The sequence below is a fragment of the Solimonas fluminis genome (genome assembly GCF_002930645.1).
In the GTDB taxonomy this organism is placed as follows: Bacteria; Pseudomonadota; Gammaproteobacteria; order Nevskiales; family Nevskiaceae; genus Solimonas_A; species Solimonas_A fluminis.
Window position 1 is genome coordinate 24,451 of sequence record NZ_PSNW01000007.1, and the last position, 13,337, is coordinate 37,787.

Here is a 13,337-nt window from a genome sequence, read left to right on the forward strand (position 1 = left end):
TTGCGTTAAACCGCGGCGGCGCCGCCGACGATTTCAGAAATTTCCTTGGTGATCGCTGCCTGGCGGGCCTTGTTGTAGACCAGCTGCAGGTTGGTGATGATCTTGCCGGCGTTATCCGTCGCCGACTTCATCGCCACCATGCGCGCGGACTGTTCGCAGGCCGCGTTCTCGATCACCGCCTGGTAGACCTGCGACTCGATGTAGCGCTGCAGCACGAAGTCGAGCAGGCCCGCCGGGCTGGGCTCATAGATGTAGTCCCAATGGGCCAGCAGCTTCTCGTCCTTCACCGGCTCCACCGGCAGCAGCTGGCGCAGCTGCGGACGCTGGGTCATGGTGTTGACGAAGGTGCTGGACACCAGCATCAGGCGGTCGATGCGGCCTTCGCGGTAGGCGTCGGTCATCACCTTGATCACGCCCAGCAGCTGGTCCAGGTGCGGACGGTCGCCGAGGTGGGTCTGCGTGGCCGTGACGTTGCCGCCCAGGCGCTTGAAGTACGAGACCGCCTTGTTGCCGATCAGGGCCAGCTCGACCTCGACGTTCTTCTCCTTGTACTCGCGCAGCGCCTTGAGCGCGACGCGGAAGGTGTTGACGTTGAGGCCGCCGGCCAGGCCGCGGTCGGAGGTGACGATGATCAGACCGACGCGCTTGGCCGGACGCTCCACCATGAACGGGTGGACGTACTCGGCGTTGGCCTGCGCGATGTGGCCCAGCGTACGGCGGATCTTCTCCGCGTACGGACGGGCCTGGGCCATGCGATCCTGCGCCTTGCGCATTTTCGACATGGCGACCTTTTCCATCGCGCGCGTGATCTTCTGCGTATTCTTTACGCTCTTGATCTTGGTGCGGATTTCTTTGGAGCCCGGCACGGCGTGTCCCTGGTCGGTACTTAGATGGCGGACTGCTTGACGTAGGCGTCGAGCGCGGCCTTGAGGCCGGCCTCGAGCGCGTCGTTCCAGTCACCGGTGTTCAGCTTGCCCAGCAGTTCGCCGTGGCTGTTGCCCAGGAACTGGTGCAGGCCGGCTTCCCAGGCCAGGATCTTGCTGACCGGAACGGCGTCGATGTAGCCCTTCTCCACCGCGTACAGCGTGCCGGCCATGGCGCCGACCGACAGCGGCTGGTACTGCTTCTGCTTCATCAGCTCGGTGACGCGCTGGCCGCGCTCGAGCTGCTTGCGGGTGGCTTCGTCCAGGTCCGAGGCGAACTGGGCGAAGGCCGCGAGTTCGCGGTACTGCGCCAGGGCGATACGGATGCCGCCGGAGAGCTTCTTGATCACCTTGGTCTGCGCGGCGCCGCCGACGCGGGACACGGAGATGCCGGCGTTCATGGCCGGACGGATGCCGGCGTTGAACAGGTCGGTCTCGAGGAAGATCTGGCCGTCGGTGATCGAGATCACGTTGGTCGGAACGAACGCGGACACGTCGCCGGCCTGGGTCTCGATGATCGGCAGCGCGGTCAGCGAGCCGGTCTTGCCCTTGACCGCGCCGTTGGTCATCTTCTCGACGTAGTCGGCGTTGACGCGGGCGGCGCGCTCGAGGAGGCGGCTGTGTAGATAGAACACGTCGCCCGGGTAGGCTTCGCGGCCCGGCGGGCGCTTCAGCAGCAGCGACACCTGGCGGTAGGCAACGGCCTGCTTGGACAGGTCGTCATAGATGATCAGCGCGTCTTCGCCCTTGTCGCGGAAGTATTCGCCCATCGAGCAGCCGGAGTACGGCGCGATGAACTGCAGGGCGGCGGACTCGGAGGCCGAAGCGGCGACGACGATGGTGTGACCCATGGCGCCGTTCTCTTCCAGCTTGCGCACGACGTTGGCGATCGAGGAGGCCTTCTGGCCGATCGCGACGTACACGCACTTAATGCCGGTGCCCTTCTGGTTGATGATGGCGTCGATGGCCATCGCGGTCTTGCCGGTCTGGCGGTCGCCGATGATCAGCTCGCGCTGGCCGCGGCCGATGGGAACCATCGAGTCGACGGCCTTGTAGCCGGTCTGCACCGGCTGGCTCACCGACTGGCGCGCGATGACGCCCGGGGCGACCTTCTCGATCGGCGAGGTGGCGGCGGCGGCGATCGGGCCCTTGCCGTCGATCGGCTGGCCCAGCGCGTTGACGACGCGGCCCAGCAGGGCCTCGCCGACGGGCACTTCGAGAATGCGGCCGGTGGTCTTCACCGTGTCGCCTTCGGCGAGGTGCTTGTAGTCGCCCAGGACCACGGCGCCCACGGAGTCACGCTCCAGGTTCAGCGCCAGGCCGAAGACGTTGCCCGGGAACTCGAGCATTTCGCCCTGCAGCGCGTCGGACAGGCCGTGCACGCGGACGATACCGTCCTGCAGCGACACGATCGTGCCGGTGTTGCGCGCTTCGGCGGCACCGTCGAAGTTCTTGATGCGCGCCTTGATCAGGTCGCTGATTTCCGAAGGATTAAGCTGCATTGCTTCGTCTCTTTAACAATTAGGTTGTCCGCAAAACACGCGAAGCTCGCTTGCGCGCACTTCGCGGACCTTTACTTTCAATGCGCGAGCGCCGTTTCCAGACGCTCGAGTTCGCTCTTGACGGAGCCGTCGATCACCAGGTCGCCGGCACGGATCACGGCCCCTGCGATCAGCTTCTCGTCAACACCCCAGGCGATCACGACATCACGGCCCAGACGCTTCTTGACCGCACCGGCCAGCAGCTGCTGCTGAGAATCGGCCACCGGCACGGCGGTGGTGATCTCGACATCGGCGCGGGACTCGGCCTCGGCGCGCAGCGCCTCGTACTGCTGGGCGATCGAGGCGGCGGCCACGAGGCGGCCGTTCTCGACCAGCAGCTTCAGCAGCGCGGTGCCCTCGGCGCCCAGCTTGGGACCGATGGTCTGCGTCAGCGCGGCGGCCAGGTCGGCGCGGGTCAGGGCCGGGTGGCCCAGCAGCGCGGCAACCTGCGGCGCGGTAACGGCGTCGGCGATCGTCTTGAGCACGCCGCTCCAGTCGGCGAACTTGCCGCTGTCGCGGGCAAGCTCGAAGACCGCTTTGGCGTAGGGACGAGCCAGGGTGGTGATGTCCGCCATGGTCTGGATCCTTAGACGCGGGCCGCCAGGTCGCTCAGCACGTCGGCGTGAGCCTTGGCGTCGATCTCGCGCTTCAGGATCTTCGAGGCGCCGATGACGGCCAGCTCGCCGACCTGCTTGCGCAGCTCTTCGCGGGCACGGGCCACTTCACGGCCGACGTCGTCCTGCGCCTTGGCCACGATGCGGTCGGCCTCCTGCTGCGCGGTGCCCTTGGCCTGCTCCACGATCTGCGAAGCCTGCTTGTTGGCGGCGCTCAGGATGTCCTGGGCCTGCGTACGGGCCTCGGCCAGCGCCTGGTCGCTCTTGGACGACGCGTCCTGCAGCGCCTTGGCGCCGCGCTCGGCGGCCGCGAGGCCGTCGGCGATGCGCTGGCGACGGGCTTCCATTGCCGCCGTGATCGGCGGCCACACGAACTTCATCGTGAACAGGACGAACGCGATGAACACGATCATCTGGCCGACGATGGAGGGAATGCTCGCCTGCATGGCTAGCTCCGGATCAGGGTGGGAAGAACGATGCTTACTTCAGCGCCGCGAGCAGCGGGTTGGCAAACATCATCAGCAGGCCCATGGCGACGCCGATGATCGACACGGCGTCCAGCAGGCCGGCGATGATGAACATCTTGGTCTGCAGCATGTTGGCCATTTCCGGCTGGCGGGCAGCGCCTTCCAGGAACTTGCCGCCGAGCAGACCGAAGCCGATGGCGGTGCCGAGGGCAGCGAGGCCGAAGATGAGGCCGATGGTCAGGGCGGTGCTGGCCTGGATCTGAGCGATGAGCTCCATGATGTAACTCCGTGCGATGTGTTGGTTGAAAAAACTTGCTTCTACAAAACTTTTTTACAGGTACCGCGTGCCGCTAAAACTGAATCAGTGATGCTCGTAGGCCATGCTCAGGTAGACGATGGTCAGCGTCATGAAGATGAACGACTGCAGCGTCACCACGAGGATATGGAAGATGGCCCAGCCGAGACCCGGGATGATCTGGGCCCACCAGGGCAGCAGGGCGATCAGGATGAAGATCAGCTCGCCGGCGTACAGGTTGCCGAACAGTCGCAGCGCCAGCGACATGGGCTTGGCGAGGTATTCGACGGTGTTGAGGATGACGTTGGCGGGGAGCAGCTTGGCGCCGAACGGGTGCGTCAGGAACTCGACGGTGAAGCCTTTGACGCCCTTGCCCTTGAAGCTGTAGACGAAGATCAGGATGAAGACCGAGATCGACAGGGCGAAGGTGGCGCTCATGTCCGCGGAGGGAACGACGCGGATGTAGGCGTGGGCCGGATCGTGGCCCATGGCGCCGTAGATCTGCGCCCAGAGCAGCGGGATGCCGTCCACCGGCAGCAGGTCCATGCAGTTCCAGAGGAACACCCAGCAGAAGATCGTCAGCGCCAGCGGGGCGATGAACGCACGGTTGCCGTGGAAGCTGTCCTTGACGGAGTTGTCGACGAACTCGACCAGGATCTCGACGAAGTTCTGCAGCTTGCCCGGCACGCCCTCGGTGGCACGCACGGCGGCGATGCGGAACAGGGTCAGGAAGGCCAGGCCCAGCAGGGTCGAGATGATCAGCGTGTCGATGTGCCAGGCGGACATCGTGATGAACGCGTCATCGTGACCCGAAGACAGGTGCTTCAGATGGTGCGTGACGTATTCTGCAGGAGAAGCTGCCATTCGCTATTTCCAGAGCAACGCAAACCAGTAGACGAGGTGCCCGGCAGCGAAAGTGGTGGCCAGTGGCGCCAGGGCGCCCTTGAACACGATGATGGCGAATCCGAACAGGACGATCGCCAGCACCCACTTGCGCGACTCGGCGCGGTATAAATTGGTGACCATGGTCCTGGGGTCGGATGTTTCCATCCCCAGGGCCTTGACTGCCGTGTAGTACGTCAGTACGGCGCAGATCAATCCGCCGCAGAAACCTGCCGCTGCCGCCATCCAGCCCTGGAAAGAACCCCACAGGACAGCCCCGGCGACCGCGATCAGTAATTGGAGCAGTGCAATTCTCGTGGCGACTTTCATGGTCGGCCGACTTATGAACTCATGATGCACCGCATCAATCACAGAGAGTATAGCGGCTCCGGGAATCCCCGGGCAACCTTGCAAGGCCCGTTCAGTGGCAACGGAACCGGCCATGGGCAGGGTTTAGCGCAGGCTCGTGATGGGCGGATGACACCATGCTCCCAGCATAGCGGCGCGGGGCGGCGGCGCCCCTTGGACAGATTGTCCTACCCCCGCCCCTGCAGCAGGTCTGCGCAGAACTTCAGGATGAGCAAGCCGACCACGGCAATGTATAGCGTCCTAATGAATCCGCTGCCGTGGCGGATGGCCATGCGGGCCCCGACCAGGGCCCCGGCGACGTTGAACACGGCCATGCACAGGGCCACGCCATAGAGGATATGGCCGGCGCTGCCGAACCAGAGCACGGCCGCCGCGTTGGTGACCACGTTGACCAGCTTGGCCGAGGCCGAGGCGGCCAGGAAGCTGAAGCCGAACAGTCCGGCGAAGGCGAAGATCAGGAAGCTGCCGGTGCCGGGACCGAAGAACCCGTCGTAGAAGCCGATGATGCCGCCCAGCGACAGTGCCGCGGCCAGTTCGGGGCGGCCGGCGAGGCGCGGGGCATGCAGGCTGCCCAGGTCCTTCTTCCAGAGGGTATGGGCCAGCACCGCCAGCAGGAGCACCAGCACCAGGGGCCGCAGCTGGCCCGGCGGGATCAGGGTGGCGGTGCGGGCCCCCAGCAGGGAGCAGGCGAACGCGAGCGCGCAAGCCGGCAGCGTGGCGCGCCATTCGACCGGCACGCGGCGGAGATACTGCCAGGCCGCCGCGGAGGTGCCCCAGATGCTGCAGAGCTTGTTGGTGCCCAGCAGCGTGGCCGGAGGCACGCCGGGCATCAGCACGAACAGCGCCGGCACCTGGATCAGGCCGCCGCCGCCCACCACCGAGTCGATGAAGCCGGCGAGCAGGGCGAAGGCGCAGAGGGCGAGCAGCTGCGGCGTGAGGTCGGGGAGGTATTCCAGCATCTCAGGCATTCCCGGCGGGGAGCCCGTCCGTCCCCTGACTGCCGCAGGGCGGCCACGGGCCCGCTGCCCGCCGGAGAGTCCGCCCGCGCTTCGACAGGCTCGGCACGAGCGGGCTCCCGGGGACGCCGGCCTACTTCAGCAGCTTGGCGGCCGCGGCGGGAATCTTGTAGCGCTTGTCGCGGAACAGCTTGGTCAGCAGCAGCGTCAGCCACTCGCGCGAGCTGGAGAAGCCGCGCAGGACGATGAAGACGTCCCCGCCCTCCTGCTGCAGCTCATACTGCTCCACCGACACGGTGACCGACTGCCGCTCGCCGCGCAGCATGGCGCGCAGGGTCAGTCGCGCCGCGTCGAGATCGACCGTGAGGTCTTCGACTTCGCCGTATTCCTTGAAGCGATCGCCGATGAACGCCTTCAGGGCCATTGCGACGGCGCCGGCCTTCATTCTTCCCAGCATCTTTCTTTTCCTATGTGTGCTCCGCCAGGCTCACAGGATACAGGCTCACAGGATGTCGGAGGCGTGGGCCGCCAGGCGCGAACGCTCGCCGCGCGCCAGGGTCACGTGGCCGCCGTGCGGCCAACCCTGGAAGCGGTCGACGACGTAGGTGAGGCCGGAGGTGGTCTCGCTGAGATACGGCGTGTCGATCTGCGCGAGATTGCCCAGGCAGATCATCTTGGATCCGGGGCCGCAGCGCGTGATCAGCGTCTTCATCTGCTTGGCGGTGAGGTTCTGCGCCTCGTCGATGATCACCAGGCGGTTGAGGAAAGTCCGGCCGCGCATGAAGTTGAGCGAGCGGATCTTGATGCGCTTGCTGAGCAGGTCGTTGGTGGCGGCGCGCTCCCAGTCGCCGGCATTGCCGTTCTGCGTGAGTACCTCGAGGTTGTCCATGATGGCGCCCATCCAGGGGGTCATCTTTTCCTCTTCGGTGCCGGGCAGGAAGCCGATGTCCTCGCCCAGCGGCACGGTGACGCGGGTCATGATGATCTCGCGGTAGCGCGGCTCGTCCAGCACCTGCGCCAGGCCCGCGGCCAGGGTCAGCAGGGTCTTGCCGGTGCCGGCGGTGCCGAGCACGGTGACGAAATCGATGTCCGGGTCCAGCAGCAGGTTGAGGGCGAAGTTCTGCTCGCGGTTCTTGGCATGGATGCCCCAGACGCTGGACTTGCCGCTGCGGTAGTCGCGCACGACGCGCAGTTCGGCGACGTTGCCCTCGATCTTCTGCACCATCAGTTCCAGGCCCTTTTCCGCGCCGTCGGGCAGGAACAGGAACTGGTTGACGTGCCACTTGGTCACCAGCGGTCCCTTGATTCGGTAGCAGGCGCGGCCGACGCTGTCCTGCCAGCTCTCCATCTTGTCGCCATGGGTGGCCCAGAAGTCCGCCGGCAGCTCGACGTAGCCGCTGTAGAGCAGGTCGGTGTCGTCCAGGACCTGGTCGTTGTGGTAGTCCTCGGTATGGACGCCGACGATGGCGGCCTTGATGCGCAGGTTGATGTCCTTGGACACCAGGGTGACCTGGCGGGCGCCGTTCTGCTCCTGCACCGCCAGTGCACTGAGCAGGATGCTGTTGTCGGGCTTGTTGCCCGGCAGGATGCCCGGCAGCGAGGCCTCGGTGGGCTTGGTCTGGAAGAACAGCTTGCCGGTGGCCGGCTGGTTGTGGCGGCCGCCGTTGCCGTTCTTCTTGGACAGCGCGCTGGGCACCGGAATGCCCTTCTCGATCTGCGCGTGGTTCTTGCCGGCGACCAGGTCGTCGAACATGCGGCTGACCTGACGCGCGCTGCGGGCGGTTTCGGTGGTGCCTTTCTTCAGGCCGTCCAGCTCCTCCAGTACGACCATGGGAATGAACAGGTCATGTTCCTCGAAGCGGAACAGGCTGGTCGGGTCGTGCATCAGCACGTTGGTGTCGAGAACGAAGATCTTGCGCTTGCTCATTAGGCCTGTTTTTGGGCAGCAGGAGAGGTAGGCGCGCGGGGCGCGCCAGCGGGAACCGCGGCAAAGCAGGGCAGGACGACAGCGTGGGCAACCACGGCTGGGAAACCAATGGTGACGGTCAGAATCCCCGGCCCGTGGGGCCGTTCACATTCATGGATGTGATTATTTATCGTAATTTGTGACTACCGTTTGACGGTTTGACACTCCACCGACTCCTGACCGAGCCGATGTACCTGTGTCGGAGACTAGCCCAAAAAAACCGTGGGCGAAAGCCGAGCGGCGAAGCCGGATCCGGGCGTTTTGCGGGATCAGGCGACGGCGGACCGGAGCGCCGCCAGGACCTCGGCGGCATGGCCCTTGACCTTCACGCTGCGCCATTCGCGCAGCAGCACGCCCTTGGCGTCGAACAGGAAGCTGCTGCGGTCCACGCCCAGGTACTTGCGGCCGTACATGCTCTTTTCGCGGATCACGTCGAAGGCCTGGCAGGCCGCCTCGTCCGGATCGGACAGCAGGGGGAAGGGAAACTCGTACTTGGCGGCGAAGTTCTCGTGCGAACGCACGCTGTCCTTGGAGATGCCCAGCACTTCGGCGCCCAGCGCCGTGAACTGCTCGTAGAGGTCGCGGAAATCCTGGCCCTCCTGCGTGCAGCCCGGCGTGTTGTCCTTGGGGTAGAAGTAGACCACCAGCGGCTTGCCGCGCAGGGCGCGCAGGGCCACGTCGCGGCCGCCGGTGGCGGCCAGCTTCAGGTCCGGAATCTTGTCCCCCACGGCGAAGGCCATCGGATGCCCCTCAGGTCTTGATCGGATCGAGCATGCCGTCGGCGTTGAGGTCGTCGCAGAGGTCCATGAAGGACTCGCGCAGCGCCTGCGGATGCTGGCTGACCGGCACGTGCAGCACCATCTGCACGCTCACCATCTCGGCGCCGGTATAGGTGGATGCGTACTTCTGGGTGGAGATTTCCATCACCACCACGTCCTGGTGCTGGAAGAACTCCAGGATGTTGACCAGCAGGTTGGGCTCCTGCGGGGCGATGACCTCCGCCGCATAGGGGCGGAAGTCCGGATTGAAGGGCCGTGCCTCGCAGCGCTCGTAGCGCACCTGGAGGTCCAGCTTCTCGGCGATGCCCGGCAGGGCGGTTTCCAGCCGGCCCAGGGTGCTCCAGTTGCCCGACACCAGCAGGTTGGCGCTGAGCCGGTCGCCGATCTGGGCGATCCGGCAGTCCTCCACCTCGCCCCCGCGCTCGCGGATGGCCTTGAACAGCTCCAGCGGCACGTTGCCCTTGGGCTTGCCGATGACGGAAATGGTGAGGAGGTTGTCGTTGGGAGGCATCATTGGGGGCACCGCATTCAGGGCGCAGAGTTTAATGCCCCCGCCCCCGCCCGCAAACCCGGCCGGGGCGCCGGGGGCGCCCGCCCGGCGCCCCGCCCTGTCGGAATTCCGGCCTCCGGCGATATAATCGCCGCTCTTTTTTCGAACCAAATCCCTCGCATGATCAAGGGCAGCATCGTTGCCATCATCACGCCCATGCTGCCGGATGGCGCCGTGGACTGGACCAGCCTGGACGCGCTGGTCCAGTGGCACATCTCGGAAGGCACGGACGCCATCGTCGCCGTGGGCACCACCGGCGAGTCGGCCACCCTGGAGGTGGACGAACACATCGAGGTGATCCGCCGCGTGGTCAAGCTGGCCGCCAAGCGCGTGCCGGTGATCGCCGGGACGGGGGCCAACTCCACCAAGGAAGCCATCGAGCTGACCGCCGCCGCCAAGGCCGCGGGCGCCGATGCCGCCCTGCTGGTCACTCCCTACTACAACAAGCCCCCGCAGGAAGGCATGTACCGCCACTACAAGGCGGTGGCCGAGGCGGTGGACCTGCCGATCATCCTGTACAACGTCCCCGGCCGTACCGGCGTGGACCTGCTGCCCGCCACCGTGGCGCGCCTGGCGCAGATTCCGAACATCGTCGGCCTGAAGGAAGCCAAGGGCGAGCTGTCGCGCATCCGCGAACTGCTGGCCCTGGTGCCGAAGGACTTCGCCCTGTATTCCGGCGACGACGCCACCGCCCGCGAGTCCATCCTGCTGGGCTGCGCCGGCGACATCTCCGTGACGGCCAACGTCGCGCCGGGCGCCATGCACCGCATGTGTGCAGCCGCGCTGGCCGGCGATGCCGACACCGCCGCGCGAATCGATGAAACGCTGGCGGCACTTCATCGCGATCTGTTTGTCGAACCGAACCCGATCCCGGTCAAGTGGGCGCTGGTCCAGATGGGCCGCATCCCGGCAGGCCTGCGCCTGCCGCTGGTGCCCCTGTCGAGCGCCGCCGAGGACACCGTGCGCGCCGCGTTGCGCGCTGCAGGAGCCGTTTCATGAGCCGTACCCTTGTCCTCGTCCTTGCCGCCGCCCTGCTGGCCGGCTGCGCCTCGCGCAATGCCTGCGTGGGCGACACCGAATACCAGCAGGCCGTCTCCATGCCCCCGCCGGCCACGGTGGACGGCCTGAAAATCCCGGAATCGGCCTCCGCCCTGCGCATCCCGCCCGTCCCGGCCGGCGCCCAGCCGGTGCCGGAAGGCACCTGCCTGCAGACCCCTCCCGCCATGCCCGAAGTGGCCCTGGACAAGCCGGGCAAGGAAGTGGAGGTCGCCCCGCCGAGCAAGGCGGAGGAGCGCAAGAAGATGACCAAGGAGCGCCTCCAGAAGGACGGCCTTGGCAGCAAGCTGCCGTCTCACTGAGAAATCCGGGCCGGAATCGGTATAATGCGCGCCCCGTCGCGGCCCCGGCCACGGCGAATCCGTCAACCAGGAGAGGTGTCCGAGTGGTTGAAGGAGCACGCCTGGAAAGCGTGTATACGGTTTATAACCGTATCGCGGGTTCGAATCCCGCTCTCTCCGCCAAAAACGGAAAAGCCGACTCAATGTCGGCTTTTTTGTTTTTCAGGATCGGATTGGAAAACGGGATTCGAAGGCGCGGCAGTGCCCGGCCCTCTAGGGGATCCCCCACTGGTCATCGCGTAAGCGCGTGCGGATCGACGCGACTGGACGACCACCATGGAATGCGTCTCAATTTGCCTCGTCAAGCATTCAGGTCGCGATGGTCAATCATGCGCAGCTCCGCATTTGCCGGACAGCCGTGATGCCGCTTTCCCAGGCGTTCTCGACACGCTGCTCCGCACTCTGATCAAACTCATGCACCAGGACAACGATCAGCTTGAAACTGGAGTTCAGGAATTTATCCGCAGCAACTGCGTCGTGAAGCACTCGATCGAGGACGGCCGAGACTTGCCGCATTCCCGAATCGAACAGCCGCAAGCCCCGTCAGGTCTCAACAGCCCTGAACTGTGCCCGCGCGACTGCCGCCCCCGGGTCTCCTACCGCCGCTCCACCTCCACCGGCGAGACCGCGGTGGCCTGGTTGCCCCAGCTGCCGCGCGCATAGGTGAGTACCGCGGCGATCTCCTCCGGCGTGAGCCGCTGCGCGAACGAGGGCATGCCATGCGGCTGTGGATGCGTGGCGGTGCTCGGGCCGTAGCCGCCCATCAGCACGCTGCGGATGGCATTGCCGGCCGAGGCGCCGGTGAGCATCCGGTTGCCGGCCAATGCCGGATAGACGTAGTCGCGCCCTTGTCCGCGGTCGCCATGGCAGTCGGCGCAATGCTCGCGGTAGACCGTCTCGCCCTGGCGCATCAGTTCCTGGCGCCGCGCTTCCGACACTCGCGGCCGGCGCGGTGCCGGCGCCCCGGCCGCGGGCGGCAGCGAGCGGATGTAGCTCACCATGGCGGCGAGGTCCGTGGTCTGCAGGTGCTGCAGGCTATGGAGGACCACCTCGGCCATCGGGCCGGTGGCGACGCCGTGGCGCGAGGTGCCGGCCTGCAGCAGTTCCACCATCTCCGCCGCCTGTGCGTCCGACATCAGCCCGGCAGGAGCCAGCGGCGGCGCCTCCCATCCCAGGCTCGGGATCGGCCCTCCGCCGTAGTTGCGGTCCAGCTCGATACCGCCCAGGGCATTGCGCGCGGTGTGGCAGGCATTGCAATGCCCCAGCCCCTCCACCAGGTAGGCCCCGCGGTTCCACTCCGGCGTGCGCTGCGTGTCCTGGCGATACTCGCCCGGACGGAAGTACAGCGCGCGCCAGGCGCGCAGGGCGAACTGCGTGTTGTAGGGGAAGCGCAGGGCCGGCTCGCGCCGCGGCGCCTGCACCGGCGCCAGCGATTGCAGGTAGGCGAAGATCGCATCGCTGTCCTGGCGGCTCACCCGGGTATAGCTGGTGTAGGGAAAGGCGGGATACAGCAGGCGGCCGTCGCGCGAGCGGCCGTGGTGCATCGCGCGCCAGAACTCGCCCGGGGTCCAGCTCCCGAGTCCGGTTTCGGGGTCCGGGGTCAGGTTGGTGCTGAACACCTCGCCGAAGGGCGTCCCGATGGGCCGCCCGCCCGCATAGGGCGCCTGTCCGGCCTGCGTGTGGCAGGCGACGCAGTTTCCGGCGCGGGCAAGGTAGGCGCCGCGCTCGATCTGTGCCGCGCCGGCGGGCGCCGCGCGGCTTTGCTCGACGGGCGCCTCGCGCAGGTCCGGCCAGGCCAGCCAGAGCAAGCCCGCGAGCGCGGGAACCAGCAGCAGCACCAGAAGCTTCAGTGCGGTCTTCACGGCACACCTCCACAATCGATCGGCAGGGGCTGTTCACGTCGGACCGCCGGCCGGTGATCCCGCGGCAGTTCGCGGCTCGCGATCCAGGCGGTGATGGCGGCGATCTCCTCGCCGCTGAGACGGCCCGCGATGTCGGCCATGCAATCGGGCGCCGGAGCGTGCCGGGTACCGCTGCGCCAGGCGCCGAGCTGGGCCTGGAGGTATTCGGCACGCAGGTTGAGCAGGCCGGGGATCGCGGGCTGAAGGCCCAGCAGGCTCTGGCCATGACAGGCCGCGCAGGCCGGCAGCTTGCGGGCGGCGTCGCCCTGTTCCACCAGGCGCCGCCCCTGCGCCAGCACGGCCGGCGCTGCCTGGGGCGGGCGCGGCAGCTTCGCCGGCTCGCGTGTGCTGTAGTAGCGCGCCATGTCGCGCAGGTAGTCGTCCGAAAGCCAGGCCAGCATCTGCTGCATCACGGCGTGCGAGCGGCGGCCGTCGCGGAAGCCGGTCAGTTGCTGCAGCAGGTAGCCTTCGGGCTTGCCGGCGATCGAGGGGGCGTAGGACTCAATGGCGCTGCGGCCCTCTTCGCCGTGGCAGCCGGCGCAGGCCCGCACGCGCTCGGCCATCGGGTCCGCCGTCGCTGCGCCGGCGGCACCGGCACAGGCCAGCAGCAGTGCCGGCAGCCATCGCGCCCGGTGTCTGTTCTTCATCTGCCTTCTCTCCCGCATTCACCCCAGTGGGGCCCGCCGGAATTGTCGGG

The 13,337-nt window shown here is 66.8% G+C and carries 17 protein-coding genes and 1 tRNA gene; 3 read left to right on the plus strand and 15 right to left on the minus strand.

Annotated elements, in window-relative coordinates:
* Nucleotides 1–5: 5 nt before the first annotated feature.
* The 12 genes from atpG to C3942_RS13325 form a co-directional block, all read right to left on the minus strand.
* Nucleotides 6–866 (minus strand): F0F1 ATP synthase subunit gamma, encoded by an 861-nt coding sequence (gene atpG, locus C3942_RS13270; protein WP_104230839.1) that lies wholly within the window; start codon nucleotides 864–866, stop codon nucleotides 6–8.
* Between the two features lie 20 nt (nucleotides 867–886).
* A complete protein-coding gene (gene atpA / locus C3942_RS13275) occupies nucleotides 887–2,425 on the minus strand; it encodes a F0F1 ATP synthase subunit alpha (protein WP_104230840.1) in 1,539 nt (512 codons plus the stop codon).
* 77 nt (nucleotides 2,426–2,502) lie between these two features.
* On the minus strand, nucleotides 2,503–3,039 hold the full coding sequence (locus C3942_RS13280) for a F0F1 ATP synthase subunit delta (protein WP_104230841.1): 537 nt from the start codon (nucleotides 3,037–3,039) through the stop codon (nucleotides 2,503–2,505).
* An 11-nt stretch (nucleotides 3,040–3,050) separates the two neighbouring features.
* A complete protein-coding gene (locus tag C3942_RS13285) occupies nucleotides 3,051–3,524 on the minus strand; it encodes a F0F1 ATP synthase subunit B (RefSeq protein ID WP_104230842.1) in 474 nt (157 codons plus the stop codon).
* A 34-nt stretch (nucleotides 3,525–3,558) separates the two neighbouring features.
* Nucleotides 3,559–3,822, minus strand: coding sequence for a F0F1 ATP synthase subunit C (atpE, locus tag C3942_RS13290; protein ID WP_104230843.1), 264 nt, complete (start codon nucleotides 3,820–3,822; stop codon nucleotides 3,559–3,561).
* Nucleotides 3,823–3,906: 84 nt separating this feature from the next.
* Nucleotides 3,907–4,704 (minus strand): F0F1 ATP synthase subunit A, encoded by a 798-nt coding sequence (gene atpB / locus C3942_RS13295; RefSeq protein WP_104230844.1) that lies wholly within the window; start codon nucleotides 4,702–4,704, stop codon nucleotides 3,907–3,909.
* Nucleotides 4,705–4,707: 3 nt separating this feature from the next.
* Nucleotides 4,708–5,052 carry an ATP synthase subunit I gene (locus tag C3942_RS13300; protein ID WP_165797447.1) on the minus strand — a complete coding sequence of 115 codons (345 nt, stop codon included), beginning with the start codon at nucleotides 5,050–5,052 and terminating at the stop codon, nucleotides 4,708–4,710.
* Between the two features lie 206 nt (nucleotides 5,053–5,258).
* Nucleotides 5,259–6,050, minus strand: a complete 792-nt coding sequence (locus C3942_RS13305; RefSeq protein WP_104230846.1) for a sulfite exporter TauE/SafE family protein — start codon at nucleotides 6,048–6,050, stop codon at nucleotides 5,259–5,261.
* A 130-nt stretch (nucleotides 6,051–6,180) separates the two neighbouring features.
* Nucleotides 6,181–6,504, minus strand: a complete 324-nt coding sequence (locus tag C3942_RS13310; protein WP_243393600.1) for a hypothetical protein — start codon at nucleotides 6,502–6,504, stop codon at nucleotides 6,181–6,183.
* Nucleotides 6,505–6,549: 45 nt separating this feature from the next.
* Entirely contained in the window at nucleotides 6,550–7,974 is a 1,425-nt protein-coding gene (locus C3942_RS13315) for a PhoH family protein (RefSeq protein WP_104230848.1), read from the minus strand.
* Between the two features lie 308 nt (nucleotides 7,975–8,282).
* Entirely contained in the window at nucleotides 8,283–8,753 is a 471-nt protein-coding gene (locus tag C3942_RS13320) for a peroxiredoxin (protein ID WP_104230849.1), read from the minus strand.
* Between the two features lie 10 nt (nucleotides 8,754–8,763).
* Nucleotides 8,764–9,306, minus strand: coding sequence for a glycine cleavage system transcriptional repressor (locus tag C3942_RS13325; RefSeq protein ID WP_243393601.1), 543 nt, complete (start codon nucleotides 9,304–9,306; stop codon nucleotides 8,764–8,766).
* A 156-nt stretch (nucleotides 9,307–9,462) separates the two neighbouring features.
* Here C3942_RS13325 and dapA point away from each other — a divergent pair, with 156 nt between their 5' ends.
* The 3 genes from dapA to C3942_RS13340 all read left to right on the plus strand — a co-directional run bounded on the left by dapA (nucleotide 9,463) and on the right by C3942_RS13340 (nucleotide 10,862).
* Nucleotides 9,463–10,341: a 4-hydroxy-tetrahydrodipicolinate synthase gene (gene dapA / locus C3942_RS13330; protein ID WP_104230850.1), complete on the plus strand. Its 879-nt coding sequence runs from the start codon at nucleotides 9,463–9,465 to the stop codon at nucleotides 10,339–10,341.
* Complete coding sequence (locus tag C3942_RS13335) at nucleotides 10,338–10,700, plus strand: hypothetical protein (protein ID WP_104230851.1); 363 nt, start codon at nucleotides 10,338–10,340, stop codon at nucleotides 10,698–10,700. Before dapA ends, C3942_RS13335 begins: the two co-directional genes overlap by 4 nt.
* Before the next feature lie 69 nt (nucleotides 10,701–10,769).
* Nucleotides 10,770–10,862: transfer RNA gene (locus C3942_RS13340), tRNA-Ser, on the plus strand.
* Nucleotides 10,863–11,066: 204 nt separating this feature from the next.
* Here the strand turns inward: C3942_RS13340 and C3942_RS22320 are convergent.
* The 3 genes from C3942_RS22320 to C3942_RS13355 are packed head-to-tail and all read right to left on the minus strand — an operon-like array spanning nucleotide 11,067 to nucleotide 13,287.
* Nucleotides 11,067–11,276, minus strand: coding sequence for a hypothetical protein (locus tag C3942_RS22320; RefSeq protein WP_165797448.1), 210 nt, complete (start codon nucleotides 11,274–11,276; stop codon nucleotides 11,067–11,069).
* 59 nt (nucleotides 11,277–11,335) lie between these two features.
* Nucleotides 11,336–12,601, minus strand: coding sequence for a cytochrome c (locus tag C3942_RS13350; protein WP_104230853.1), 1,266 nt, complete (start codon nucleotides 12,599–12,601; stop codon nucleotides 11,336–11,338).
* Nucleotides 12,598–13,287 carry a c-type cytochrome gene (locus tag C3942_RS13355; RefSeq protein ID WP_104230854.1) on the minus strand — a complete coding sequence of 230 codons (690 nt, stop codon included), beginning with the start codon at nucleotides 13,285–13,287 and terminating at the stop codon, nucleotides 12,598–12,600. Before C3942_RS13355 ends, C3942_RS13350 begins: the two co-directional genes overlap by 4 nt.
* Nucleotides 13,288–13,337 lie beyond the last annotated feature (50 nt).